This is a genomic window from Arthrobacter sp. Ms25, assembly GCF_059090365.1.
The window spans coordinates 713,542-738,666 of sequence record NZ_JBNHFP010000001.1 but is presented as its reverse complement, the minus strand read 5'-3'; the positions used below and the strand labels follow the sequence as shown (position 1 = coordinate 738,666).

At 66.1% G+C, this 25,125-nt stretch carries 21 protein-coding genes; 16 read left to right on the top strand and 5 right to left on the bottom strand.

Going from position 1 to position 25,125, the window contains the following annotated elements:
- Positions 1–232 precede the first annotated feature (232 nt).
- Both AC5RT8_RS03390 and AC5RT8_RS03385 read left to right on the top strand, forming a co-directional pair.
- Positions 233–1,942 (top strand): MDR family MFS transporter, encoded by a 1,710-nt coding sequence (locus AC5RT8_RS03390; protein WP_494094278.1) that lies wholly within the window; start codon positions 233–235, stop codon positions 1,940–1,942.
- An 80-nt stretch (positions 1,943–2,022) separates the two neighbouring features.
- Entirely contained in the window at positions 2,023–3,588 is a 1,566-nt protein-coding gene (locus AC5RT8_RS03385; protein ID WP_494094277.1) for an MDR family MFS transporter, read from the top strand.
- On the opposite strand, the gene AC5RT8_RS03380 is transcribed toward AC5RT8_RS03385, so the two are convergent.
- Positions 3,585–3,989 (bottom strand): DUF4064 domain-containing protein, encoded by a 405-nt coding sequence (locus tag AC5RT8_RS03380; protein ID WP_494094276.1) that lies wholly within the window; start codon positions 3,987–3,989, stop codon positions 3,585–3,587. The two genes, AC5RT8_RS03385 and AC5RT8_RS03380, sit on opposite strands and share 4 nt — an antisense overlap.
- 288 nt (positions 3,990–4,277) lie before the next feature.
- Here AC5RT8_RS03380 and AC5RT8_RS03375 point away from each other — a divergent pair, with 288 nt between their 5' ends.
- From AC5RT8_RS03375 to pgsA, 5 genes are all read left to right on the top strand, one after another.
- On the top strand, positions 4,278–4,589 hold the full coding sequence (locus tag AC5RT8_RS03375; protein ID WP_494094275.1) for a DUF6504 family protein: 312 nt from the start codon (positions 4,278–4,280) through the stop codon (positions 4,587–4,589).
- 6 nt (positions 4,590–4,595) lie between these two features.
- Entirely contained in the window at positions 4,596–8,012 is a 3,417-nt protein-coding gene (locus AC5RT8_RS03370; protein WP_494094274.1) for a DNA polymerase III subunit alpha, read from the top strand.
- Positions 8,013–8,087: 75 nt separating this feature from the next.
- On the top strand, positions 8,088–10,100 hold the full coding sequence (gene thrS / locus AC5RT8_RS03365) for a threonine--tRNA ligase (protein ID WP_494094273.1): 2,013 nt from the start codon (positions 8,088–8,090) through the stop codon (positions 10,098–10,100).
- 15 nt (positions 10,101–10,115) lie between these two features.
- Positions 10,116–10,700: an HIT family protein gene (locus tag AC5RT8_RS03360; RefSeq protein WP_494094272.1), complete on the top strand. Its 585-nt coding sequence runs from the start codon at positions 10,116–10,118 to the stop codon at positions 10,698–10,700.
- 3 nt (positions 10,701–10,703) lie between these two features.
- Positions 10,704–11,324, top strand: a complete 621-nt coding sequence (gene pgsA, locus AC5RT8_RS03355) for a phosphatidylinositol phosphate synthase (RefSeq protein ID WP_494094271.1) — start codon at positions 10,704–10,706, stop codon at positions 11,322–11,324.
- 117 nt (positions 11,325–11,441) lie between these two features.
- Here pgsA and AC5RT8_RS03350 read toward each other — a convergent pair whose 3' ends face one another.
- Complete coding sequence (locus tag AC5RT8_RS03350) at positions 11,442–13,466, bottom strand: M3 family metallopeptidase (RefSeq protein ID WP_494094270.1); 2,025 nt, start codon at positions 13,464–13,466, stop codon at positions 11,442–11,444.
- A gap of 108 nt (positions 13,467–13,574) precedes the next feature.
- On the opposite strand from AC5RT8_RS03350, the gene AC5RT8_RS03345 reads away from it, so the two are divergent.
- From AC5RT8_RS03345 to AC5RT8_RS03335, 3 genes are all read left to right on the top strand, one after another.
- Positions 13,575–14,861 (top strand): CapA family protein, encoded by a 1,287-nt coding sequence (locus tag AC5RT8_RS03345; protein WP_494094269.1) that lies wholly within the window; start codon positions 13,575–13,577, stop codon positions 14,859–14,861.
- A gap of 131 nt (positions 14,862–14,992) precedes the next feature.
- On the top strand, positions 14,993–16,378 hold the full coding sequence (locus AC5RT8_RS03340) for an HNH endonuclease (protein ID WP_494094268.1): 1,386 nt from the start codon (positions 14,993–14,995) through the stop codon (positions 16,376–16,378).
- 180 nt (positions 16,379–16,558) lie between these two features.
- Entirely contained in the window at positions 16,559–17,113 is a 555-nt protein-coding gene (locus AC5RT8_RS03335) for an NUDIX hydrolase (protein WP_494094267.1), read from the top strand.
- Here AC5RT8_RS03335 and AC5RT8_RS03330 read toward each other — a convergent pair.
- Complete coding sequence (locus AC5RT8_RS03330) at positions 17,100–17,735, bottom strand: ArsR/SmtB family transcription factor (RefSeq protein WP_494094266.1); 636 nt, start codon at positions 17,733–17,735, stop codon at positions 17,100–17,102. The genes AC5RT8_RS03335 and AC5RT8_RS03330 overlap by 14 nt on opposite strands.
- Before the next feature lie 62 nt (positions 17,736–17,797).
- On the opposite strand from AC5RT8_RS03330, the gene AC5RT8_RS03325 reads away from it, so the two are divergent.
- A complete protein-coding gene (locus AC5RT8_RS03325) occupies positions 17,798–19,060 on the top strand; it encodes an MFS transporter (RefSeq protein WP_494094533.1) in 1,263 nt (420 codons plus the stop codon).
- Between the two features lie 14 nt (positions 19,061–19,074).
- Here AC5RT8_RS03325 and AC5RT8_RS03320 read toward each other — a convergent pair whose 3' ends face one another.
- Positions 19,075–19,821 (bottom strand): type 1 glutamine amidotransferase, encoded by a 747-nt coding sequence (locus tag AC5RT8_RS03320; protein WP_494094265.1) that lies wholly within the window; start codon positions 19,819–19,821, stop codon positions 19,075–19,077.
- The gene (locus AC5RT8_RS03315) at positions 19,818–21,089 is read right to left on the bottom strand and encodes a Mur ligase family protein (protein WP_494094264.1); all 1,272 of its coding nucleotides are present in this window, start codon (positions 21,087–21,089) and stop codon (positions 19,818–19,820) included. Before AC5RT8_RS03315 ends, AC5RT8_RS03320 begins: the two co-directional genes overlap by 4 nt.
- A 275-nt stretch (positions 21,090–21,364) precedes the next feature.
- Between AC5RT8_RS03315 and AC5RT8_RS03310 the strand changes: the two genes are divergently transcribed.
- The 5 genes from AC5RT8_RS03310 to AC5RT8_RS03290 all read left to right on the top strand — a co-directional run bounded on the left by AC5RT8_RS03310 (position 21,365) and on the right by AC5RT8_RS03290 (position 25,075).
- Positions 21,365–22,123 carry a YebC/PmpR family DNA-binding transcriptional regulator gene (locus AC5RT8_RS03310; RefSeq protein WP_494094263.1) on the top strand — a complete coding sequence of 253 codons (759 nt, stop codon included), beginning with the start codon at positions 21,365–21,367 and terminating at the stop codon, positions 22,121–22,123.
- A gap of 11 nt (positions 22,124–22,134) precedes the next feature.
- A complete protein-coding gene (gene ruvC / locus AC5RT8_RS03305; RefSeq protein WP_494094262.1) occupies positions 22,135–22,731 on the top strand; it encodes a crossover junction endodeoxyribonuclease RuvC in 597 nt (198 codons plus the stop codon).
- A 76-nt stretch (positions 22,732–22,807) separates the two neighbouring features.
- Positions 22,808–23,434, top strand: a complete 627-nt coding sequence (gene ruvA, locus AC5RT8_RS03300) for a Holliday junction branch migration protein RuvA (protein ID WP_494094261.1) — start codon at positions 22,808–22,810, stop codon at positions 23,432–23,434.
- Positions 23,435–24,529 (top strand): Holliday junction branch migration DNA helicase RuvB, encoded by a 1,095-nt coding sequence (gene ruvB, locus AC5RT8_RS03295; RefSeq protein ID WP_494094260.1) that lies wholly within the window; start codon positions 23,435–23,437, stop codon positions 24,527–24,529.
- 105 nt (positions 24,530–24,634) lie between these two features.
- Positions 24,635–25,075, top strand: a complete 441-nt coding sequence (locus tag AC5RT8_RS03290) for a preprotein translocase subunit YajC (RefSeq protein ID WP_494094259.1) — start codon at positions 24,635–24,637, stop codon at positions 25,073–25,075.
- Positions 25,076–25,125: the final 50 nt, after the last annotated feature.

Genomic DNA, 25,125 nt, shown 5'->3' with positions numbered 1-25,125 from the left:
TGGTTCATGGCGTACCCCGCTAAAGGATCCCGTGCGGCTGCGGCATCCCGGGCCGGGTCGCGCTTAGTGCCAGTCTGCGCCCGGTGCACCCGCGGAGCAACGGCTGCGGCAGGGGCCGGGGTGTTTCGCGCCGGCGGGGGAACAGATTCCGCCAAGCCTTGACGTGGCGGGTCCGCGGTCGTGCCATTGAAAGTGTCTGCGTCTGGCTTTCCCGGCCTCCAAGAAGGTGTGCATGGCAGATCGCTTCTCCGCCCGCGGAACCCAAGCAACCCACCCCATCGCAGGGATGACCGGCGCCATGGGAGCTCCGGTCAATACCGTATCGCTGGCGGCCCATTCCAGTGCAACGCTTGCCCGGCCGGAAGCGGCCCCGCCCGGCCCTTCTGCCTCCGGTGCTGTGCCCCCGGACCCTTCCGGCCGGCAGCCGTCACCTGAGCACTCCGGGCGCCGCGTCGCCCTCATATTTACCGGACTCATCCTGGCCGTGCTGATTGCGGCCTTGGACCAGACCATCGTCTCCACGGCCCTGCCCACGATCGTGGGGGACCTGCACGGGTTGGACCATTTGTCCTGGGTGATTACCGCGTACCTGCTGACCTCCACCATCGGATTGCCCATCTACGGCAAGCTGGGGGACCTGCTGGGACGCAAGAACATCTTCATTTTCGCCATTGTCGTGTTCCTAGCCGGCTCGGCGTTGTCCGGACAGTCACACAGCATGGCTGAACTGATCACGTACCGCGCTATCCAGGGCGTGGGCGGCGGCGGACTGATCATCGGTGCGCAGGCCATCATCGGAGACATAGTCTCCGCCCGCGAGCGCGGCAAGTACATGGGCCTGATCGGGGCAGCCTTTGGCCTCGCCTCCGTCAGCGGTCCGCTGCTGGGCGGATACCTGACGGACAACTGGTCCTGGCGCTGGGTGTTCTACATCAATCTGCCCATCGGGGTCATTGCGCTCGCGGTCATCATCGGCGCCCTGCATCTGCCCCGGAACAGTGTGAAGGGCATTCCGCTGGACTATGCCGGAGCCGCCCTGCTGGCCATCGGCAGCGCAGCGCTGGTGCTGCTGACCAGCTGGGGCGGCAACAACTACGCCTGGACCTCGCCCACCATCCTGACGCTCGGAGCCGTGTTTGTGGCCAGCGTGGCGGTGTTTATCCCCGTGGAGCTGCGGGCCCGGGAGCCCATCCTGCCGCTGCGGCTCTTCGCCGTCCGCAATTTCCTGATCTGCACGCTGGTGGGACTGTCCGTGGGCGTGGCGATGTTCGGGTCCATTGCCTATCTGCCCACCTTCCTGCAGATCGTCAACGGCGCGTCCCCCACCGTATCCGGGCTGATGATGCTGCCCATGACGGCCGGCCTGCTGACCACGTCCATCGGCACCGGTCAGCTGATTTCCCGCACCGGCAAGTACAAGATCTATCCGATCCTCGGGTCGGCAACCATGATCCTCGGACTGGTCCTGCTTTCGCGGATTTCCAGTACGACGCCGTATTCATTCACTGCCGCGGGCATGCTGGTCCTTGGACTGGGTATCGGGGCGCTGATGCAGAACATCGTGCTGATCGTGCAGAACAGTGTTCCGGTCACGGACATGGGCACCGGAGTGTCCACGGCCAACTACTTCCGGCAGTTGGGCGCGTCGCTGGGTATTGCGGTGTTTGGGTCGCTGTTCATCCAGCGGCTCAACGACCAGTTGGCCTCGGCACCGCCCGGAGCCGGTGACGCAGAGTCCGGCGGAGCGAACTCGATCAGCCCGGACGCCATCAAAGCGCTTCCGGCGGCCGCCCAGGACTTCATCAAGTCCGCCTTCGGGGAAGCCCTTCCGCCCATTTTCCTGCTGGGTGTTCCCTTCATGGCCGCGGCGTTCATCCTGACGTTCTTCATCGTCCAGCAGCCGTTGTCCAAAACCGCCCGGGTGGAAGCGGAAGTGGAATAGGACGCCATCAGCGAGGAGCACCATCCCCTATGTCCCACAGAGCATTATCGCCGCGTATCCCTGCAGGCACCGGCCGTCCCGTGCCTGGAGCACCAAAACACCGGGGGGAAGCCGCCCCCGGACCAGCCGGGGAGGATGGGCCCGGGCGGAACCTGCCCCTGGTCCTTACCGGGCTGCTGCTCTCCGTGCTGCTGGCCGCCCTGGACCAGACCATTGTTGCTACGGCGCTGCCCACCATCGTGGGGGACCTCAACGGGCTGGAGCACCTGTCCTGGGTGGTGACGGCGTACATCCTGGCCGCCACCATCGGCTTGCCCATCTACGGCAAGCTCGGTGACCTGTTCGGCCGCAAGAACATTTTCATTTTCGCCATCGGGGTGTTCCTGATCGGCTCGGTCCTCTCCGGCCTGTCGCAGAACATGGGCCAGCTGATCGGTTTCCGTGCCCTGCAGGGCATCGGGGGCGGCGGCCTGATGATCGGGGCGCAGGCCATCCTGGGGGATCTGGTGTCCCCCCGGGAGCGCGGCAAGTACATGGGCCTGATCGGAGCAGCCTTCGGGCTGGCTTCGGTGGGCGGTCCGCTGCTGGGCGGGTGGATCACCGATGCCTGGTCCTGGCGGTGGGTGTTCTACATCAACCTGCCTATCGGCGCCGTGGCGCTCGCCGTCGTCATCGCCTCGCTGCACCTGCCCAAACCGCAGGGCCGGCGCCCGCAGCTGGATTATGCCGGCGCGGGACTGCTGGCGCTCGCGAGCGCGGCACTGATCATGCTGACCACCTGGGCCGGAACCACCTATGCCTGGTCCAGCCCGCAGATCCTTCTCCTGGCCGGTGTGACGCTGGCGGCCGGAGCGGCCTTCGTCCTGGTGGAGCGCCGGGCCCCGGAACCCCTCCTGCCGCTGGCCCTGTTCCGGCGCCGGAATTTCCTGCTTCCCGTGCTGGTGGGCATCTCCGTGGGCATCGCGATGTTCTCCACCATTTCCTACCTGCCCACCTTCCTGCAGATGGTCAACCGGGCCACCGCCACGCAGTCGGGCCTGATGATGCTGCCGATGATGGGCGGGCTGCTGCTTACCTCCATCGGGACCGGGCAGCTGATCTCCCGCACGGGCCGGTACAAGATCTATCCGGTGCTGGGATGTGCGGTGATCATTGCCGGGCTGGTGCTGCTCTCGAGGATTTCGGACACCACCCCGTACGGCTTTACGGCCATCGGCATGCTGGTGATGGGTATGGGCATCGGCATGCTGATGCAGAACCTGGTCCTGATTGTGCAGAACAGCGTGCCCGGCAGGGATATGGGGGCGGCGATTTCCGCGGCGAACTATTTCCGGCAGATCGGGGCATCCTTCGGCATTGCACTGTTCGGTTCGATCTTTATCCACCGGCTGGGCAACGAGCTGGCCGGGGCGCCTGCGGGGGCCGGAGCTGCGGTGGGCGGGGACATCAACTCGCTCAGCCCGGCGATGCTGCGCGGCCTGCCCGCACCGGCGCAGGACTTCATTGCCTCGGCATTCGGGCACGCCTTGCCGCCTATTTTCCTGCTGAGCGTGCCCGTGGTGGCAGTCGCCCTGGTGCTGTGCCTGTTTATCCGGGAAGTACCGCTGTCCACCACGGTGCGGAGGGAAGCGGCAGAGGAGGCCTAAGTCGCTTCGTAAGTGGACAGGAGGTGGAGGGTCCCGCCGATCAGCGCAGCCATGGGGAGCTGCCACAGCAGGGAGGGAATAATGTACAGCCAGCCGGCCAGCTTCTTATCGCCGGCGCGGATCGCAGCAATGAAGCCTCCCACGGAGGCAACCAGGGCGGCAATGCCGAGGAAGCCGATGAGATTTAGAAAGGCCCCCACGCCGGCGCTGACATCGCCCAAGCTGCGGATCCAAAAGTAGAAGGGGAACAGTGCCAGGGCCCAGCCGAGGGTGACGATGACCATGCCGGTGATGGCCACCTTGCCAAACCGCTGCTGTGCCGCCCGGGGCCCGGGTTGGTCCGGGGTATCTGTTTCTCCGGGGGTGGCATACGGGTTCCGGTACGGGATTTCGGGATCCAAAAGGTACTCCATCGGTGGGCGGGAATCTGGAACCAGTGTGCACCAGAGCGGTGCGATTCTGCCGACGCCCCTCCGTCGGAAGCGGATGAACCGCAGGACTGCGCGGACCAGGCACAGGATCCGGCATACGCGGTGCCGATTGTCAGCTGCCGGTCGTACACTGAAGAGGAAGCGTTCGAACATATGTTCGAATTAGTTGGCAGTTAATAACCAGTTGGTCCCCTGAGGGAGGCCATGGGCGAGGATCCACCTGCGGTGTGCACGGGTCCGGCGGGGAAGGAAGCTGAAATGGGTGTCTTCAGCGAAGGCATAGAGGTGGTGTGCTCGCCTGCGGGCAAGCCCCTGCGGCTGGTATGGGGCGGCCGCACCTACAAGGTGGGGGCTGATCCCGTGCGCTGGTATGAACGCCGCAACTGGTGGGAGGAGGAAGCACGGGCAGAACGCGGGCACGGTGCCGGACTGGTGGATACCGAGATCTGGCGGGTCCAGGCAAAGGTCAGCGACCGCTCTGACCTGCGCACCCTGGACCTCTCCCACCATGTCAACACCGGCCGCTGGCGCCTGATCCGGATCCATGACGCCCTGAAGGACAGTGCCTAAGTTCCCATGAGCTTTACCCACCTGCACGCAGCCACTGCCTTCAGCGCCCACTACGGGGTGTCCTGGCCCGAGGAGATGGCGCAGGCCGCAGCGGCCGACGGCGCTGACGCCCTGGCCTGCACCGACCGGGACGGGCTGTACGGAACGGTGAAGCATCTGCGTGCCTGCATGGACGCAGGGATAGATCCCATTGTGGGCGTGGACCTCGCTGTGCTGGATGACTCGAACGCCGTCACGGGCCGGGTGGTCATCCTTGCCCACGGCCATACCGGGGGAGCGGGCTACCGGGCGTTGTGCCGGCTGATCTCCGCAGCCCACGCCGGTACGTCAGCCTCCCGGGCACGTACCGGCAAACCGGTGGGCGTGACCATGGAACAGCTTGCCGGGTACGTCCGCGGCGTACCGGCAGGGGACGGCACGCCCGGGGAAGAAGGCGAACCCGTCCTGACCGTCCTCGTCGGCCCGCAGTCCGACGTCGGCCAGGCGATGCGCAGCCGCAGCTACGCCGTTGCCCGCACCCTGTTCGGCCGCTGGCGCTCGCTGATCCCTGCCCGGGCGCTCGCCGTCGAAGTGGTCACCCATCTGTCCGCCCCGGGGAAGAACCTCAGCCTGGCCCACGCCGTGCGCATGTTCCGGCTCGCCGATGAGATGCGCGTCCCCGGCATCCTTACCAACGCCGTGCGGTACGTGGACGAAGACGGTGCCGCCACTGCCGACGTGCTCGACGCCGCGCGCTCGCTGACCTCCCTCTCCCGCCTCCCGGACCTGCAACCCAACGGGCAGGGCTGGCTCAAGGGGACACGGACCATGACGGCACTGGCCCGAGAAATCAGCTCGGAGGCAGGCTACGGTGCCTCGGGAGCGGCACGGATGCTGGCTGACACCGCGGCGCTCGCGGATACCTGCCGGATAGATCCCGTGGCGGATATGGGCTGGAAGCAGCCGGTGGTACCCGAAGCCTCGGTGATCGGCATAGATGCCGAACCCCTGATCGAGCTGCGCCAGCGCTGCGAGGCAGGCATTACCCGCCGGCTGCGTCCCCGGGACTCCGTTGCCGAGGTGGAACTGCGCAACCGGCTCGAACACGAACTGGGCATCATCGAGCGGCTGGGCTTCGCCTCGTACTTCCTCACGGTGGCGGAAGTCTCGGCCATGATCACCGGGATGGGCGTACGCGCCGCGGCACGGGGGTCGGGAGCCTCCTCCCTGGTGAACTACCTGCTGGGTATCAGCCACGTGAACCCGCTGGACCATGACCTGATCTTCGAACGCTTCCTCTCCCGGGACCGTTCCACGCTGCCCGATATCGACATAGACGTGGAAAGCGCCGAGCGGCACAACGTGTATCACCGCATCTTCGAACGCTTCGGCTCCGAACGGGTCACGCTGATGAGCATGCAGAACGGCTACCGGGCACGCGGGGCTGTGCGCGACGCCGGACTGGCGCTGGGCATGCCGGAGGAGGAGATCGGCGCTGTGGCTAAACAGTTATGGCGTTTCTCGGCCCGCAACTTCCGCGAGGCGCTCGCCGAAAAGCCCGAACTGCGCGAATTCTCCGGACAGGTGGAAAAGAACCAGCAGCTGGACCTGCTGGTGGACCTCACCGAGCGGCTCGACCGGCTGCCCCGGCACATTTCCATGCATCCCTGCGGAGTGATCCTGGGAGACACCTCGCTGCTGGACCGCACCCCCGTGCAGCCCAGCGGCCTGGGCCTGCCCATGTCCCAGTTCGACAAGCACGACATGGACCCCATGGGCATGCTCAAGCTCGACGTGCTGGGTGTGCGGATGCAGAGCGCCATGGCCTTTGCCGTGCGTGAAGTGGTCCGCGTGCACTCCACCCGCGAGGAAGTCATCGAGGCCGGCGGCCACGGGGACGGACCGGACCCGGAGTTCATTGAACCGGACGGCCGGATCAACCTGGACGCCGTGCCGTTCGACGACGAACCGACCTACGAACTCATCCGCAGCACGCACACCCTGGGCTGCTTCCAGATCGAGTCCCCGGGCCAGCGCGAACTGGTGGGCAAGCTCGCCCCGCGGGAATTCAATGACCTGATCATCGATATCTCCCTGTTCCGTCCCGGCCCGATGAAATCCGACATGGTCCGTCCGTTCCTGGAACACCGGCACGGCTTCTCACCGGAGGTCTACCCGCACGAGGCGCTGCGCCCAGTGCTGGCCGAAACCCACGGCGTCACCGTGTTCCACGAACAGGTGCTGCGGACCCTGAACGTCTTCACCGGCTGCGGCCTGGCCAAGGCGGATGAACTGCGCCGGCTGCTGGGTAACGAAACCGCCGAACCGGGGGTGGAGGAGTACTTCCGCAGCAAGGCCGCGGCGAAGGGCTATCCGCAGGAGACCATCGACAAGGTCTGGGACACGCTCAAGGCCTTCGGCAGCTTCGGCTTCTGCAAGGCCCACGGAGCCGCCTTTGCCGTGCCCACCTACCAATCCGCGTGGCTGAAGGCACACCATCCGGCGGCGTTCCTGGCTGGAATCTTCGAACACGATCCCGGGATGTACCCCCGCAGGCTGCTCGTGGCCGAAGCCCGCAGGATGGGCATTCCCATCCTGCCCCTGGACATCAACCGCAGCGGCGACACCTACCGGGTGGAACGGCTCGACGACGGCCGGCTGGGGATCCGGCTGTCCCTGGCCGGAATCTACGGCCTGTCCGCCGTCGAACTTCGACGGATCGCCGCCGGACAGCCCTATGACTCCCTGGCCGACCTGCGGGCCCGCGCGAAAATCTCCCGGCCCACGCTCCGTAGGCTGGCCCAGCTCGGCGCCTTCGATTCGCTCAGCAAACAGACCGGATCCGAGGCCAGCCGTGCGGACCTGATCTCCTACCTCGACGCGGCGCCGGCCAAGGCCGCGTCTCGGAAGCATGATCCGATTCCCGGCCAGCTGGCCCTGCCGCTGGGGGATACCGAACTGTCCAACCTGCACCCTCACCTGCCCGAACCTGCGCTGCGGGAAAAGGTCCGCACCGAACTGGACCTGCTGTCCGTGGACGTCAGCGCGCACCTGATGGAAAGCTACGGGCCGCTGCTGCGCGGGCTGGGGGTTACCCCCGCGGAGCAGCTGGTGGACCTGCGCAACGGGACCGAGGTGCTGGTGGCCGGCATCCGCGTAGCCACCCAGACCCCGCCCATGCGCGGGGGACGCCGCGTGGTGTTCATCAGCCTCGACGACGGCACCGGCTGTATTGACTGCACGTTCTTCCACGAGGCACAGGAAAAATCCGGTCCCCTGCTCTTCGGCACCGAACTGCTGCTGGTCCGCGGGCTGACCCGCCGTACCGGACCGCGGGGCATCAGCCTCCAGGCGCTGGAGGCATGGAATCTGGCGGACACGGACTCGCTTCCGATACCCGGCCGCCAGCGCGGCATGTTGGTGGGGTCCAAGCGCAGCGGATAACATCGGTACGGGCGGAAGTGCGGCCGGATCTTGGCCGTGCAGACACCGCCGTACAACGAAATCTAGGAGACAACCGTGTCAGTGCCAGAGAAGTTCACCCTCATCGTCGACGGCGAAGAGACCACGGTGGATACTGGCACCACCGGTGCGCAGCTCTTTTTCGAACGCCGCGACGTCGTCGTGATGCGGGTGCACTCCGTCTTGAAGGACCTGGATACCCCGCTGGAGCAGGGCGACATCGTGGAATCCGTCACCATTGATTCCGAAGACGGCCTGAACGTCCTGCGCCACTCCACCGCGCATGTCATGGCCCAGGCAGTGCAGCAGCTGCGTCCGGATGCCAAGCTGGGCATCGGCCCGTACATCAAGGACGGTTTCTACTTCGACTTCGACGTTGCCGAGCCGTTCACGCCGGAGGACCTGAAGACCCTCGAGAAGATGATGCAGAAGATCGTCAACTCGAACCAGAAGTTCGCCCGCCGCGTGGTCAGCGAAGACGAAGCCCGCGAAGCCATGAAGGACGAGCCGTACAAGCTCGAGCTGCTGGGCACCAAGGACGGCGCCGAGGAAGCCGGTGAAGGCGCGAACATCGAGGTGGGCGCCGGCGAGATCACCATTTACGACAACGTGGACCGCAAGACCGGCGAAACCGTCTGGTGCGACCTGTGCCGCGGCCCGCACCTGCCCAACACCAAGCTGATCTCCAACGCCTTCGCGCTGACCCGTTCCTCCTCCGCCTACTGGCTGGGCAACCAGAAGAACCAGCAGCTGCAGCGCATCTACGGCACCGCCTGGCCCACCAAGGATGCCCTGAAGGCCTACCAGGAGCGCCTGGCCGAAGCCGAGCGCCGGGACCACCGCAAGCTCGGCACCGAACTGGACCTGTTCTCCTTCCCGGACGAGCTGGGCTCGGGCCTGCCGGTGTTCCACCCCAAGGGCGGCATCATCCGCAAGGCCATGGAGGACTACTCCCGCCAGCGCCACACCGAGGCCGGCTACGAGTTCGTCTACACCCCGCACATCACCAAGGGCCACCTGTACGAGGTCTCCGGCCACCTGGACTGGTACCGCGACGGCATGTTCCCTCCCATGCACGTGGATGAGGTCACCGACCCGGAGACCGGCGAGGTCACCAAGCCCGGCCAGGACTACTACCTGAAGCCGATGAACTGCCCCATGCACAACCTGATCTTCCGCTCCCGCGGACGGTCCTACCGTGAACTGCCGCTGCGCCTGTTCGAATTCGGTTCCGTGTACCGCTACGAAAAGTCCGGCGTCATCCACGGCCTGACGCGCGTGCGCGGCATGACCCAGGACGATGCCCACATCTACTGCACCCGCGAGCAGATGAAGGACGAACTGACCACCACGCTGAAGTTCGTGCTGGACCTGCTTCGGGACTACGGCCTGGATGACTTCTACCTGGAGCTCTCCACCAAGGACCCGGAAAAGTACGTCGGCTCCGACGAGGTGTGGGAGGAAGCCACCCGCACCCTCGCCGAAGTGGCCGAAGCCTCCGGCCTGGACCTGGTGCCGGACCCGGCCGGTGCCGCGTTCTACGGTCCCAAGATCTCCGTCCAGGCCCGCGACGCCATCGGCCGCACCTGGCAGATGTCCACCATCCAGCTGGACTTCAACCTGCCCGAGCGCTTCGAGCTCGAATACCAGGCCGCCGACGGCAGCCGCCAGCGTCCGGTCATGATCCACCGCGCCCTGTTCGGTTCCGTGGAACGCTTCATGGGCCTGCTCACCGAGCACTACGCCGGCGCGTTCCCCGCCTGGCTGGCTCCGGTCCAGGTGGTGGGCATTCCCGTGGCCGAAGCGTTCAACGACTACATGTTCGACGTCGTCGACAAGCTCAAGGCCCACGGCATCCGCGCACAGGTGGATACCGGCACCGACCGCTTCCCGAAGAAGATCCGCACCGCGTCCAAGGACAAGATCCCGTTTGTCCTGATCGCCGGCGGTGACGACGCCGAGGCCGGCGCCGTGTCCTTCCGCTTCCGCGACGGCAGCCAGGACAACGGCGTGCCGGTCGAAGAGGCCGTCAAGCGGATTGTCGAAGCCGTCCGCAACCGGGACAAGTAGGGCGGCGGGGACGCTATGGGAGAACAACACGACGACGCCGCGGTGACGGATACGTTTGAACTCGCCGGCGTCCCCGACGCTTTCCAGCGGCTGTGGACTCCGCACCGGCTTGCCTACATCAAGGGCGGGCAGAAGCAGGTGTCCTCCAAGGAGACCTGCCCGTTCTGCGCCGCCCCGGAACGCTCGGACGAGGAATCGCTTATCGTCCACCGCGGCCGGCACGCCTTCGTCATCCTGAACCTGTTTCCCTACAACGCCGGCCACCTCCTGGTCTGCCCGTACCGGCACGTTCCGGACTACACGGACATCGACCTGGAGGAGACCGCGGAAATCGCGGCGCTGACCCAGACCGCCATGCGGGTCCTGCGGAAGGTCTCCAGCCCCACCGGTTTCAACCTGGGCATGAACCAGGGCGAAACCGGCGGGGCCGGAATTGCCGCGCACCTGCACCAGCACATCGTTCCGCGGTGGGGCGGCGACGGAAACTTCCTGCCGATCATCGCGCAGACCAAGGCCATCACCCAGACCCTGGGGGACGTGCGCCGGCAGGTGGCCGAGGCCTGGCCCGTAGAGGGCTCCGGCCCGGACATCGAGGACTGACACGTGCTGAACAAATACGCACGGGGATTCTTCACTGCCGTTTTCACCCCGTTGGCAACCTGGCTGCTGCGGCACCGGGTCACCCCGGACATGGTCACCATTGCCGGAACGCTTGGCGTAATGATCGGCGGCCTGGTCTTTTATCCGCTCGGCGAGCTGTTCTGGGGAACCATATTCATCACCGCCTTCATCTTCTCCGACGTTATCGACGGGATCATGGCCCGGCAGCAGCAGCGCAAGGGCAGCTGGGGCGGGTTCCTGGACTCCACGCTTGACCGCTTTGCCGACGGCGCCCTGTTTGCCGGCGTTGCCATCTGGTTCTTCACCGGCGGGGACAATGACGCGATCGGCATCGCCGCCGTCCTCTGCCTGGTAGTGGGCATGCTCGTTTCCTACATCCGGGCCAAGGCAGAGTCGCTGGGCTTTACCGCCAATGTCGGCATTGCCGAGCGGGCCGAGCGGCTGGTGTCCCTGCTGGTGGCCACCGGGCTGGTGGGCCTGGGCGTCCCGGACGTGCTGCTGCTGGTGGTCCTCATCCTGCTGACCCTGGCCAGCTGCGTGACCATCGGCCAGCGCATGTACAGCGTCCGGAAACAGGCCAAGCTGGGGAACCCGGCAACGTAGAACGAAGAGATACAGAAAAGGCGGGAACCGGATCACCGGTTCCCGCCTTTTCTGTATCTGAGCGGCCCTGCTTATCTGCGCGGCCGCGCCTGCAGGGCTACGGCCGCGCGTGCATGCTTAGGCCAGGCCGCGCCGGTCCAGCAGCGGCTGAAGCTGCGCATCGCGTCCGCGGAAGTTCCGGAACGCCTGCAGCGGGTCGATGCTGTTGCCGCGGGACAGCAGCTCCGTCCGGAACCGCTCTCCGTTCTCCCGGGTCAGCCCGCCGTTTTCTTCGAACCACTGGACCGTGTCGGCGTCGAGCACTTCGCTCCAGATGTAGGCGTAGTAGGAGGCGGCGTAGCCGCCGGCGAAGATGTGCTTGAAGTAGCCGGTGCGGTAGCGCGGGGGAACCAGGTCCAGATCGACGCCGGCCGCCGCGAGGGCAGATGCCTCGAAGGCTTCGGGGTCGGTCACCGTTTTCCCCGGCGGCAGCTCGTGCCAGGCCAGGTCCAGCAGGGCCGCACCCAGATACTCGGTGGTGGAGAACCCTTCGCCCCAGATGGCCGCTGCCTTCACCTTGTCGATGTCCGACTGCGGCAGCGGCTCCCCGGTGATGTGGTGTTTTGCGAAGCTGGTGACCACTTCCGGCCACAGCATCCACATCTCGTTGACCTGCGACGGGTATTCCACAAAGTCCCGCGGCACGGCGGTGCCGGAGAACTCCGGATAGGTGACATCGGAAAAGAGTCCGTGCAGCGCGTGGCCGAATTCGTGGAACGCGGTGACCACCTCGTCGAAGGTCAGCAGCGTGGGCTCGCCGGCTGAGGGTTTGGAGATGTTCAGGTTGTTAATGACCACGGGCGGGGCGTCCAGCAGCCGGGACTGGTGGACGAGGGAGTTCATCCAGGCACCCCCGTTCTTGGTGTCACGCGTGTAGTAGTCGCCCAGGAACAGGCCCAGCCCGGTGCCGTCGTCGTTCTTGACCTCCCAGACCCGAACATCGGGGTGATAGCCGGGGAGATCCGTCCGCTCGGTGAAGGTCAGCCCGTAGAGGCGGTTGGCGGCGTAGAAAACGCCGTCGTTCAGGACCCGCTCGAGCTCGAAGTACGGGCGCAGCGCGGAGGAGTCGACGTCGAACTTCTCCCGCCGGACCTGCTCGGAGTAATACGCCCAGTCCCAGGCGGCCAGTTCGTGGCCGTCCCGCCGTGCCGCTGCGCGCAGCTCTTCGGCTTCGGCCTTGGCGTTGCGCACGGCCGCCGGGGCCAGCTTGTCCAGCATCTCGTGGATCGCGTCCAGGGACGGGGCGGTCTGGTCGTCCGTGGCGTACTCGGCGTGGCTGGCGAATCCGAGCAGTGCGGCTTTCTCGGCCCGCAGCGCGGCCATTTCGGCGGCGATGGCCAGGGTGTTAGCCGAATTGGTCCGGAAACCGCGGTTGAGGGCGGCTTCGTGCAGCCTGCGGCGGGTCCCGCGGTTCGTCAGCGAGGCCAGCGCCGGCTGCGGGGTGGGCAGCACGAGGGGCAGCAGGTACCTGCCGTCGTGTCCGGCGTCCTTCGCGGCGCAGGCGGCAGCGGCGAGGTCGTCGTCGGACAGTCCGTCCAGCTCCGCAGGGTCGTCCACGAGCAGTGCCGAATCATTGGTGTCCTTCAGCAGCCGCTGGGAGAATTCGGTCCCGAGCTCCGAAAGCCGGGCGTTCATCTCCCGCATGCGGGCCTGACCGGCGTCGTCGAGCTGTGCTCCGGCACGGATGAAGCGGCGTCGGTACTCGGACACCAGGCGTGCCTGCTCATCATCCAGACCGACGGGGTTCGCCGCGACCGCGTCCACCCGGTCAAAGAGCTGCCGGTTGAGGTAGACGGCATCCTCATGGGCCGCCAGCCGCGGACCGATCTCCTGCTGGATCCGCTGCACGCCTTCCGTAGCGTCCGCGGCACAAAGGGTGAAGAAGACGACGGCGGTGCGCCCCAGCTCCTGGCCCGACAACTCCAGGGCCGCAATGGTGTTCTCGAAGTCCGGGGACTGCGGGTTGGCGGCAATCCGCTCAATCTGCTGCGCATGCTCCCGCATCCCCACCTCAAAAGCAGGGAGGAACACGTCCTCGGAGATCTGCTCGAACGGGGGCAGCTGGTACGGAAGGGTACTCGGGTAAAGGAAGGGGTTGTCCATAAAGCCCAAGACTGGCACAGCGGGGCATCCCGAACCAACCTGACACTGCCGTAGGATCGGTCCGTTCCCCGCCGCCAGCAGGCCGGGGCGAAATCCGCGGGGGAGTTTATGGAACGCACACGGAACGTCCGCACCGCCGGGTCCGGCCCGGCGCTGGTCCGGCTGCCGGCACTCGTATCCGCGGTGGTGCTGGCCCTGTTGCTCGGCGGCTGCACGGCGGACGGGGGAGACGGGCCGGAAAGCGGCCAGGGGGCCGCGGCATCGTCACCGCCTGCAGCGGTCCCGTCCCCGTCTGCGTCGTCGACACCGTCTCCGAAGCCCGGCAGCTCCGGCAAAGGACCGGAATGTCCCACGGAGAACTGCTTCTCTCTGATGCTTGCCGGGGACCTGCTGGTCCATCCGCAGCTGTGGGATCAGGCTGAGGTGGATGCTGGTGCCACCGGTAAGGGTCCGCTGGACTTCGAGCCGCTGCTGGCCGGGCAGCGGACCTATCTATCGGCTGCAGACCTGGCGGTGTGCCACATGGAGACTCCGGTGGCCGAACCGGACGGCCCCTACGCGGGCTACCCCATGTTCAACGTGCCTCCGCAGATCCTCACCGCCGCTGCCGCCGTCGGCTATTCCGGCTGCACCACGGCCAGCAACCACACCATCGACGCCGGGACGGCCGGGCTGAACCGTACGCTGGACGTGCTGGATTCCCTGGGACTGGAACACACCGGTTCCTACGCTGCAGAAGCAGGAGCCGGAGCCCCCATGCTCCTGTCCGCTCCTGCGGGCGACCTGGCCGTCATCGAGGCGACCTACGGGCTGAACGGCCTGGTCCCCGAGCAGCCCTGGCAGGTGGATCTGCTGGACGCCCCGGCCATGATTGCCAAGGCGAAGGCAGCCCGTGCGGCGGGGGCTGACGTCGTCGTCGCGGCCATCCACGCCGGTGACGAGTATGCCTCGGTGCCCAACGCCCAGCAGACGGAAACCGCCCACGCGCTGGCGGACAGCGGCGAGTTCGACTTCATTTACGGCCACCACACGCATTCCGTCCTGCCGATCGAGAACTACAACGGCACGTGGATCGTGTACGGGCTCGGCAATGCCGTCACCGAACTGTCGCCCTGGTACGACGTCAATAACGAAGGCCTGATTGTCCGGGCGCAGTTCGCCCGCGACGACGCCGGCGCCTGGACAGTGAGCGATCTCGCCTGGGCGCCGTCGGTGATTGTCCGGGATCCGTACCGGTGGTGTTCCGTTGCCGGGGACCTACCGCAGGGGCAGTGCGCGTCGCCGGAGCACGCCGCTGCGGTGCGCGCCAGGACCGTTCCGGTGGTCGAGTCCCTCGGGGCCGCCGAGGCCGGGGCGCACGAATGGCTGGTGGCGCAGGAGCCTGCCGGGAAGTAGCCGTTTTCCGTTGGCGGCAGGTTGTGCCCGCCTGTTGTCTTTGCCTCCACCGAGCGGTGTGTGGGACGGGTTGCGCACCAGGGGGACAGCGCGTATTCCGGGGTGCTGCGGTGGTGGATAGGTTCGGGAACGTGATCGATTCATCGACGGCTGCCGGGTCTCCCGCAGCCGAAAGTCCACCAGCTGCAGGCCCCGACCCGGGTCCCGACGGGGCGGGCATTGCCAGCGTTTCCGCCTGGATCGGCAGACTCTCAAGCGGTGCGACGCTGGCCCTTATCGCGGAAGCCACGGATGCGGACCTGGTGGATCATCTTCGTGTGTTGGAAGAACTGAAGGCAGCAGCCAGTGCGGCACAGGCGAGGATCGCCGCCGCGCTGGACGCATCGGTCCGAGGCGCACACGCGAGGTCAGGAATTCCCCGCGAGCAACAGGGCAGGGGAACGGCTAGCCAGATAGCGCTGGCCCGGCGGGAATCACCCGCCCGGGGTGGACGGATCCTGGGCTTTGCGACCGCGTTGACCCGGGAGATGCCCTGCACGCTGCAGGCCCTGTCCGAGGGGCGGATCAGTGAATGGCGGGCCACCCTGCTCGTGCGGGAAACCGCCTGCCTGTCGGTGGCGGACAGGAAGCTCGTGGACCGGGAAATCGCCGGGAATCCTGCTGCACTGGAGGGGCTTGGCGACGGCCGCCTCCTCGTCCGGATCCGGAAGATTACCTACCGCATCGACCAGCGGGCCTTGGTGCGCCGGGCGGCCAAGGCGGTGGCGGACCGGTATGTGTCCTGCCGTCCCGCACCGGACACCATGACGTACCTCACCGGCCTGCTGCCGGTTGCCCAAGGGGTGGCCGTATATGCGGCCCTGAGCCGGGAAGCCGACTCGCTGCGTGCACGCGGCGACACCCGGGGCCGCGGCCAGATCATGGCCGACACTATGGTGGAACGGATCACCGGGCTGGCTCGAGCGGATCAGGTGCCGGTAGAGGTGCAGCTGGTCATGACAGACCGCACCCTGCTCAGGGGCGACCGGGAGCCGGCACACCTGCAGGGGTACGGGATCGTTCCGGCCGGGTGGGCCCGCCTCACCGTCAGCAGGGCGGCAGGGGAAGGCGGGTACGTGCGTGGCCGGGAAACCTCCCCCGGGGCCGGGCAGTCACCGCGCCTCTGGCTTCGCCGCCTGTATACGGCTCCGGGCTCGGGTGAACTCGTCGGAATGGACTCCAGGGCCCGATATGCCCCCGGAGCCCTGGCCCGGCTCATTGAGACCCGGGACCAGGTCTGCCGGACACCGTGGTGCGGGGCACCCATCCGCCACCGCGACCACATCCGGCCGCACCGGTCCGGCGGGAATACCGAGGCGGGCAACCTGCAGGGCCTCTGCGAAGCCTGCAACCAGGCCAAGGAAGCTCCGGGCTGGCGGACCGAAGGTGTGGACACCCCGGGCCGGCACACGGTTGAGATCACCACGCCGACCGGACACACTTATCAGTCCGCGGCTCCACCGCTGCCGGGTACCTGATCGGTCGATCCGCAGCACTAAGCCCGTGCGCTCCTCACCGTCGGTGGGCCGGATGCCGATGCTCCCCAACGGGCCGGCATTCTGGTCGATACCACCGTTGAGGCATGGGAACCCCATGTGCCTCATTTCACGCAGCCCCAACGGGATCTTCGTCCTGCGGCATCCGGCAGAATAAACGGTATGCCTCTTGACGATCTACTGACCCGCCTCCGGGCACTTCCCGCCTCAACATCGAGGGAATCCTATGAGCGGTTCCTGAGTGCCGCGGGGGATGCCTCGCTTCGCAAGGGCGGAGGCCCGGAGCATGTCACTGGGTCATGTTTTGTGTTTTCGCCGGAATTCGATCACGTTCTGTTGTGCTTCCACCGCAAGGGGCAGTTTTGGGTGCAGTTCGGAGGCCACATCGAACCGGAGGATATGTCGGTGCCGGAAGCGGCCCAAAGGGAGGCCCGCGAGGAGTCCGGCATTGGCGATTTGGTCCTGCTTTCCTCCGCGATCATGGATCTGGACCGACACGACCTGCAGGCGGGGTTCTCCTGTTCCGCGCATTGGGATGTGGGATTCGCCGCAGTTGTTGGCTCTGACGCGGTGATTTCGGTCAGCGAGGAGAGCGAAGCCGTCCGCTGGTTCCCAGTGAATGAATTGCCGGCCCAGGTGCCGGAAGGATTCAGGGCGCGCCTGGAACTCGTGCGGGGCAGGGCCATGTCCTTGCCCGAAGCGCTCAGGAGTCGCTGAGAGAGGATCCGCCGGTGGTGCGGGCACGCGGATTCCCGGTCCCTGCGCCGCTACTGCCCGCTCGGCTTCGGTCGCCAACCTGGTCCGACGCTTTGTGGAGTATGAACAGGCCTCCGTAAGCGGGCTGGTCGGAACGCTGCTGGCCGGTGTCTGTGTAGTCGCCGAGCACGGCGTGGACCCGGGTGATGAGATCCTCGGCGTCTTCCGGCGACAGGTGCAGTACGAAGCGTGAAAGGCTGGCAAGTGCATCCGGACCTGCTTCGGTCAGTTCCTCGCGTACCGCCTCCAACGGGGCGAGGGTTCCTTCTGGGTCGGCATCCTGCAGTGCCCGGTCCAGGTTCCACGATCGCCCTGTCGAGCGGTACGGCTTCTCGAGTGCACCGCTTACGCCTGTGCGAACCTCAGCGGGTTCAAGGAATCCGGCGGCGAGCAGCTGCCGTACGTGATAAAGAACCGTCCCCGGGTCGTGTCCCAAGCGGTCAGCGAGCTGTTTATTGGTCAGCTCATGGAGCCCGCACAAGCGAAGTATCCTCAGGCGCAGCGGATGCGCCAGCGCCTTGATTTCCCGGGCGTCGGCGGCGGAATTTTTCCGATGACCGTCCGGCCGTTTTGAGTCGGTCATGAACTCATCCTAGAGTCGATTTGGTAAAATCCACCCCCTTGAGCTTTCTAAATCGATGTGCCATGGTGCAGGGCATGGCCAACAGTGCACAACACGCGAAACCGGAGCAGAGGGTGTCCCTAGGCGCTCCCTTTTGGAAGCTATGGACTTCATCGGGGCTGTCCAACCTCGCGGACGGGGTCTTCAAGATAGCTTTGCCGTTGATGGCGATTCAGCTGACGCAGTCTCCGACAGCGATCGCCGGACTCACCGTGGTCGCCACTCTTCCGTGGCTGCTCTTCGCCCTGACCGCCGGAGCCCTGGCAGACCGATGGGACCGGCGGAAGCTGATGCTGTGGGCCAACTTCAGCCGCGCCGCCCTGCCCGCATTGCTGGCAGCGGTGATCCTTCTCGATCTCGGATCCATCTGGGCCCTGTACGTCGTCGCACTGACGGTGGGGGCGGCGGAAACCCTGTACGACACTTCAGCGCAGTCGATCCTGCCCCAGGTGGTCCACAAAGATCAGCTTTCACGCGCCAATGGCCGGCTTTACGCGGCCGAACTCACCGCAAACCAGTTTATTGGACCCCCGTTGGGCGGCCTGCTGGTGGGCATTGGCGTAGCTGCAGGCTTCGCCGTTCCGGCAGCCCTGTGGCTTGCAGCGGTCGGCGGGCTGTTCCTGCTGCCGGGCAGCTTCCGGATGGAGCGCGAACAAAAGACGACACTGCGGTTCGACATTGGGGAAGGACTGAGATTCCTTTGGAACCAGAAGATTCTCCGCACCCTTGCGCTGATGACCGGGGTCTTGAACTTCGGATCCAGCGCCGCCTTCGCCGTCCTCGTTCTGTTCGCCGTCGGACCCGGCTCGGAAATGGGGCTCTCCGAAGCCGGGTTTGGGCTATTCCTGACGACGTCGGCCCTCGGCGCCTTTGTGGGGTCATTCATCGCGGAACGGGTGGAAGCGAAACTGGGCCGATCCACATCCCTGGCGCTCACCATCGTCGGTTCCGCGATGTTCGTCGGAGCACCGGCACTCACCAGCAATCCCTACGTCTTGGGGCCCATTCTCTTCGTCGGCGGCATGCTGGTTGTGCTGTGGAACGTCATCACCGTCTCGCTGCGTCAACGCATCACCCCAAACCGGTTGCTGGGACGGGTCAACAGCGCCTACCGGCTTCTGGCCTGGGGCACCATGCCCCTGGGGGCAGCAGTCGGCGGGCTGCTGGCCCAATGGCTGGGACTGCAGGCCATGTTCGGCATTATGGGTGTGCTGACCCTCGCCCTGCTGGCGATGATGCCGATCCTCACGGACAAGGCACTTGCTGCCGCGGAGGCGGCTGCCTAAGCCAGGATCGAACGCTACCGCGGCCGCTGCCCGGCGTGCTGGCGTGCCATGTCCGACAGCTTCGACAGCTCCGCCAGGTCCTCTTCCGACCGGGGAGCGGGGGAGAAGCTGCCGAACTTCCGGATGGCAGCCTGCTCGATCAGGAAATCGGCGATTGCCGGGTTCTTGGGCAGGAGGGAACCGTGCAGGTAGCTGGCCACCACGTTCTTATACCGCGCGCCTTCGGTGCTGTCCTTGGTGTTGTTGCCTTCACCCTTGCGGATCTCGGCAAGCGGCTTCACACCGGGGCCGAGGAACGTCTGGCCACTGTGGTTCTCGTAGCCGTGGATGTCGCCGAATTCCTCACTCACCGAGTGCACGTTGCCGATCAGCCGCACATCGCCGCCGTGGGTTTCCATGTCCAGGATGCCGATGCCCGGAATCAGGGCACCCTCGTGCGTCTTGAAGAAGCGTCCAAACAGCTGGTAGAGGCCGCAGATCACCAGCATGGGCAGGCCGTCATCTGCCAGCCGCTGGAGGGTGGGGGCAAGCTGCTGGAGATCCTGCTGGATCACCACCTGACCGCTGTCCTGGCCGCCGCCGCCGACGATGATGTCGACGTCGTCCGGGAACTCGTCCCCGGCGTTGTACTCCTCCACGACGGGGGAGTAGCCGTACCACTTCAGGCGCTGCTTGAGCACCAGCACATTGCCCCAGTCGCCGTAAATGTTCATTTCCCGCGGGTACAGCTGCAGGATCTTGATTGTGCGGTCCTCGGTCATGAGACCACCTCTACCTTCGTGATCTTGGAGAGTTCCCGGCGTACGGCCAGCATGGCCGTGTACGTGCAGAAGATCCGCATGGGAACCCCGGGGGAGTCCTTGATGAAACGCTTCAGCCCGTCCGTGATGTCGGGTTCGATGGTGCGCACCGGAACGTCGTCGTACTTCAGGCGCAGGGCCATGTCGTAGGCGCGTACGCCGCTGACGACGTCGACGCCCCCTTCGGCGAGCGACTCGAAGTCCACGTCCCACAGCCAGGACATGTCCCGGCCGTCGGCGTAGTTGTCGTTGATGGCAATCATGGTCGAATAGCCGTGGGCGGCAAAGGACTTCAATCCGAGGCGGAAGCCGCTGGGGTTCTTGACCAGCACCAGCTCCAGCGGCTGGCCGTTGACGGTCAGGGACTCACCGCGCCCGAAAGCAGGTTCCACGTTGGACAGCGCGGTGAACAGCGCATCCGCGTCCAGGTCGTTCCCCTTGATCGTCCGCGCGAAGGCCAGCGCGGCGGCCGCATTGAAGATGTTGTAGACCCCGCGCAGCTTCAGCCCGGAGGTGCGGACCTCTCCGTCGACCAGGAAGTCGGCTTCCGTCTCACCCACGCGCTCCAGCACGACGTCGGCCTCCTGGGTGGCCGCGAGGGCTTCAGCGAGGCTGCCGCGCATCTCGTCGTCGTTGGGGAAGGTGCTGCGCAGCGACGCGTCCAGGCCGAAGTACACGGCGCGCTGGCCGTTCAGGGACTCGGCAATGCCGGCCACGCGGGGGTCTTCCCGGTTCAGCACGACGGTCTCGGTAGTGGCGCGGGCAATGCTTTCAAGCAGCCGGGTGGTCTTGTCGATCTCGCCGAACCGGTCCAGCTGGTCGCGCAGGACGTTCAGCAGCAGGCTGTAGCGCGGCTGGATCAGCTTTACGAAGTGCACGGCGTGCGCCTCGTCCAGCTCCAGGACGGCTATGTCCGCGTCCAGGTGTCCGCGCAGGTTCACCTCGCCCAGCAGCGCAGCGGCGACTCCGCGGGTGAAGTTGCTGCCGGTGCGGTTGGTGAAGACCTTCAGTCCCTGGCTCTCGAGCAGCTCCACCACCATCTTGGTGGTGGTGGTCTTGCCGTTGGTTCCGGAGACGACGGCGACGCCGAGCGGCAGGTCTGCGAGGGTGCGGCGAATGAAATCCGGGTCGATTTTCTCCACCACCAGGCCCGGCAGGGCGGAACCGCCGCCGCGCAGTTTGGAGGCACTGCGGACCAGTTTTCCGACCAGGATGGAGAAAGAACTCATGGTTACTGAATATAGCGCACACCCTTGATCGGCCGCCGAAGCCGGAGGCGTGAGACTGCACCCAAGGACCGGTCCGCGGCGTTTTGTGCTCCGGGCCGCGACCCGGCCCGGGGTCCCTGGGGCATTTCCGGCCCCGGAAACGGATTCGGTCGCTAGAATTGTGGCAGTGTGTTCGGGAAGCTTCGCTGGTCTCCCTGTTCGGGCCGGATTATCGGGGCCTAGGACGGGCGGCAAGCAGCCGGACTTTTTTATCGATCAGAGGAGAAGCGTAGAGCATGTCGGGCCACTCTAAATGGGCAACAACCAAGCACAAGAAGGCCGTAATTGATGCCAAGCGCGCCAAGTCCTTCGCCAAGCTGATCAAGAACATCGAAGTTGCAGCACGTGCCGGCGGAGCCGACATGGCAGGCAACCCGGCCCTTGAACTGGCCGTGCAGAAGGCCAAGAAGACCTCGGTGCCCATCGACAACATCAACCGCGCGGTCAAGCGCGGCGCCGGCCTGCTCGGCGAGGCCGTCGATTACCAGACGATCATGTACGAGGGCTACGGCCCGCAGGGCTCCGCCCTCCTGATCGAGTGCCTCACCGACAACAAGAACCGTGCCGCCTCCGAGGTCCGCCTCGCCGTGACCCGCAACGGCGGCAACATGGGCGATCCTGGTTCGGTGGCGTACATGTTCACCCGCAAGGGCGTCGTCAACCTGCCGAAGAACGGCCTCACCGAAGACGATCTGCTCATGGCCGTCCTGGACGCCGGTGCGGACGAAGTGAAGGAATCGGGCGAGAACTTCGAGATCATCTCCGAGCCGCAGGACCTTCGCGCCGTCGTCGGTGCGCTGGAGGAAGCCGGCATCGAGTACGAGACCGACGAAGCCGAATTCGTTCCGTCCATGCACGTGGAACTGGACGCCGACGCTGCCCGCAAGTTCCTCAAGCTCGTGGACGCATTGGAAGACCTCGACGACGTCCAGAACGTCTACTCCAACGCTGATATCCCGGCCGCTGTCATGGCCGAGCTTGAAGAAGACGACTAAGCGCCGAATCGGTGTCCTTACGCGTCCTGGGGGTGGACCCCGGCCTGACCCGCTGCGGCCTCGGAGTAGTTGAGGTCGAGGGGAACCGCCGGGCCACCCTCGTGGCCGTCGGAGTTGTCGGCACGGTGGCCGGCACCGCGCTCGATGCGCGGCTGCTGGTGATCTCCGAAGCCATCGAGCTGTGGCTGGACACCCACCGGCCGGATGTCCTGGCCGTGGAGCGGGTGTTCAGCCAGCTCAACGTCAGCACCGTGATGGGCACTGCACAGGCTTCGGGCGTCGTCATCGCCGCCGCGGCGCGGCGGGGGATTCCCGTGGCCCTGCACACTCCCACCGAGGTCAAGGCGGCAGTGACCGGCTCCGGCTCCGCCAACAAGGACGCCGTAGGCAAGATGGTGACCAAGATCCTGCGGCTGGATGAAATGCCCAAGCCCGCAGATGCCGCCGATGCGCTTGCCCTGGCGATCACCCATGCCTGGCGGCGCGGCGTCGCCGGTCCCGGACCTACTGCAGGCTCGGCATCGCGGGGCACCGCCCCGGCTTCCGGGCTCACGCCGGCGCAGCGGCTGTGGGCGGAGGCCGAAGCCCGGGCAAAACGCGGAAGCTAGTGACCAGCAGGGGAATGCGGGAGCCAGCAAGTAGGGTATTCGTAGATATGTTCTATACAGCCTCTGGAGTTCCTTCATGATCAGTTCCCTCCGCGGGGTCGTTTCGCACGTGGGCCTTTCCTCTGCCGTCATTGATGTCCACGGGCTCGGGATGCTCATCCAGGCCACCCCGCAGACCCTGGCCTCACTGCGCACGGGAAGCGAAGCGTTCGTCCACACCGCCATGATCGTCCGCGAGGACTCCATGACCCTGTACGGATTCAGCGACGCCGACCAGCGGGAAGTCTTCGAAATCCTCCTGGGCGTCAGCGGCGTAGGCCCGCGGATCGCCCTCGCGGTCCTGGCCGTGCACACCCCCGAAGCCATCCGCGTGGCTGCCTCCTCCGGCGATGACAAGGCGTTCAGCAAGGTCTCCGGCATCGGTCCCAAGGGAGCCCGCCGGATCGTCCTCGAGCTGGCCGACAAGCTCGTCCCGCACGGCACGGTGGAAAACCCGGCGGGACCGCGCTGGCAGGAACAGGTCCTCGCCGCAATGACCGGCCTCGGCTGGTCCGAAAAGGACGCTACGGCCGCCATCGACGACACCGCGGCAGAGCATCCCGACGTCGCTGCCGCCGGCAATGTGGGGGAAATCCTGAAGCTGACCCTGCGCCGCCTCGGCACCGACGGCGCCCGGACAGCCTCGCGCCGGAAGGCCGGCTAAGTGTCCGCCGCCGATTCCCTGGTCGCCCCCGGGCCCGATCCGGACGACAAAGCCATCGAAGCCGCGCTGCGGCCCAAGAACCTTGACGACTTCGTGGGGCAGAAGCGTGTCCGGGAGCAGCTCTCACTGGTGCTTGAAGCGTCCCGGCTGCGCGGCCGCAGCGCAGACCACGTACTGCTCTCCGGTCCGCCCGGGCTGGGCAAGACCACCCTGTCCATGATCATTGCCGCGGAGATGAACGCGCCGCTGCGGATCAGTTCCGGACCTGCGATCCAGCATGCGGGGGACCTGGCAGCCATCCTGTCGTCCCTCACCGAGGGCGAGGTGCTGTTCCTGGACGAAATCCACCGCATGTCCCGGCCGGCCGAGGAAATGCTCTACATGGCCATGGAGGATTTCCGCGTCGACATCGTCGTCGGCAAGGGAGCCGGTGCCACCGCCATTCCGCTGGACCTGCCTCCGTTCACCCTCGTGGGCGCCACTACCCGTGCCGGCCTGCTGCCCGGCCCGCTGCGGGACCGTTTCGGGTTCACCGGACACCTGGAGTTTTACTCGACGGACGAACTGGAACTGGTACTGCGCCGCTCGGCCATGCTGATGGACATGAAGGTCAACTCCGCCGGTTTCGCCGAGGTGGCCGGCCGGTCCCGCGGGACCCCCCGAATCGCGAACCGGCTGCTGCGCCGTGTCCGGGACTGGGCCCTGGTGCATGGAATCGAGCAGATCGATGCCCGCTCCGCCGGAGCTGCCCTGGACATGTATGAGGTGGACGTCCTCGGCCTGGACCGGCTGGATCGCGCCGTGCTGACCGCGCTGATCACCAAGTTCAACGGGGGACCGGTGGGTCTTTCCACGCTGGCGATCGCCGTCGGCGAGGAACCCGAGACGGTGGAGACCGTGGCCGAGCCGTATCTGGTGCGTGAGGGCCTGCTCGGCCGGACCCCGAGGGGACGCATCGCAACGCGTGCAGCGTGGGAGCATCTGGGGCTGCAGATGCCCGAGAGCGTGGCTGCTGCCATGCCGGCGAATATGTTTTCCGGACCCGGGACGGCCACTGCGGCGGGACCCGGCGACTGGACCCCTCAGGAAACTTAACAGGTTCCTTCCACGTTTTCCCCTTAGACTGGGCCTACGGTACGGTCTACGGCGGCATGCCCGGACGTGCCAAGAACTTTCCTCAACAGAAACGGAACTCCCCACGTGAATTTTGCTGATCTCGTCATTCCCCTGCTCCTCGTGGTCTTCGTGATCATGATGTTCCGCAAGCAGAAGAAGACGACGCAGACGATGGCCCAGCAGCGCGCCCAGATGGTTCCGGGTACCGAGGTCATGACCCAGTTCGGGCTGTTCGGTCGGATCGTCTCCGTGGACCAGGAGGAAAACAAGGCCGTACTGGAGCTTTCACCGGGCAACACCGCTACCGTGCACCTGCAGGCGCTGACCAAGGTAGTGGCTGTCCCGGCTGCTGAGGAAGACACCGACGGCACCGTTGTTCCGGACGATGCTTCTTCGCTGACCCTTGGCAAGGAGACCCACGGCAGCACCGACGCCGCGGTCACCCGCGACGCAGTTGCTCCGCAGGACGAGACTCCCGAAGAAACACTCAAGCGCCTGAACCGCGACGAGAAAAAAGAGAACTAGACTCTCCACGAGCCAAGCGGGGCAATGCCGTCCCGCTTGCCTCACCGGAG

Excerpts from the sequence above, each read along its gene's own strand:
- AC5RT8_RS03320 (WP_494094265.1), bottom strand. The coding sequence starts at position 19,821 with ATGACCGAGGACCGCACAATCAAGATCCTGCAGCTGTACCCGCGGGAA.
- AC5RT8_RS03375 (WP_494094275.1), top strand. The coding sequence starts at position 4,278 with ATGGGTGTCTTCAGCGAAGGCATAGAGGTGGTGTGCTCGCCTGCGGGC.
- AC5RT8_RS03390 (WP_494094278.1), top strand. The coding sequence starts at position 233 with ATGGCAGATCGCTTCTCCGCCCGCGGAACCCAAGCAACCCACCCCATC.
- ruvA (WP_494094261.1), top strand. The coding sequence starts at position 22,808 with ATGATCAGTTCCCTCCGCGGGGTCGTTTCGCACGTGGGCCTTTCCTCT.
- AC5RT8_RS03325 (WP_494094533.1), top strand. The coding sequence starts at position 17,798 with ATGGTGCAGGGCATGGCCAACAGTGCACAACACGCGAAACCGGAGCAG.
- AC5RT8_RS03360 (WP_494094272.1), top strand. The coding sequence starts at position 10,116 with ATGGGAGAACAACACGACGACGCCGCGGTGACGGATACGTTTGAACTC.
- AC5RT8_RS03345 (WP_494094269.1), top strand. The coding sequence starts at position 13,575 with ATGGAACGCACACGGAACGTCCGCACCGCCGGGTCCGGCCCGGCGCTG.
- AC5RT8_RS03370 (WP_494094274.1), top strand. The coding sequence starts at position 4,596 with ATGAGCTTTACCCACCTGCACGCAGCCACTGCCTTCAGCGCCCACTAC.
- AC5RT8_RS03310 (WP_494094263.1), top strand. The coding sequence starts at position 21,365 with ATGTCGGGCCACTCTAAATGGGCAACAACCAAGCACAAGAAGGCCGTA.
- AC5RT8_RS03330 (WP_494094266.1), bottom strand. The coding sequence starts at position 17,735 with ATGACCGACTCAAAACGGCCGGACGGTCATCGGAAAAATTCCGCCGCC.
- AC5RT8_RS03315 (WP_494094264.1), bottom strand. The coding sequence starts at position 21,089 with ATGAGTTCTTTCTCCATCCTGGTCGGAAAACTGGTCCGCAGTGCCTCC.
- AC5RT8_RS03335 (WP_494094267.1), top strand. The coding sequence starts at position 16,559 with ATGCCTCTTGACGATCTACTGACCCGCCTCCGGGCACTTCCCGCCTCA.
- AC5RT8_RS03350 (WP_494094270.1), bottom strand. The coding sequence starts at position 13,466 with ATGGACAACCCCTTCCTTTACCCGAGTACCCTTCCGTACCAGCTGCCC.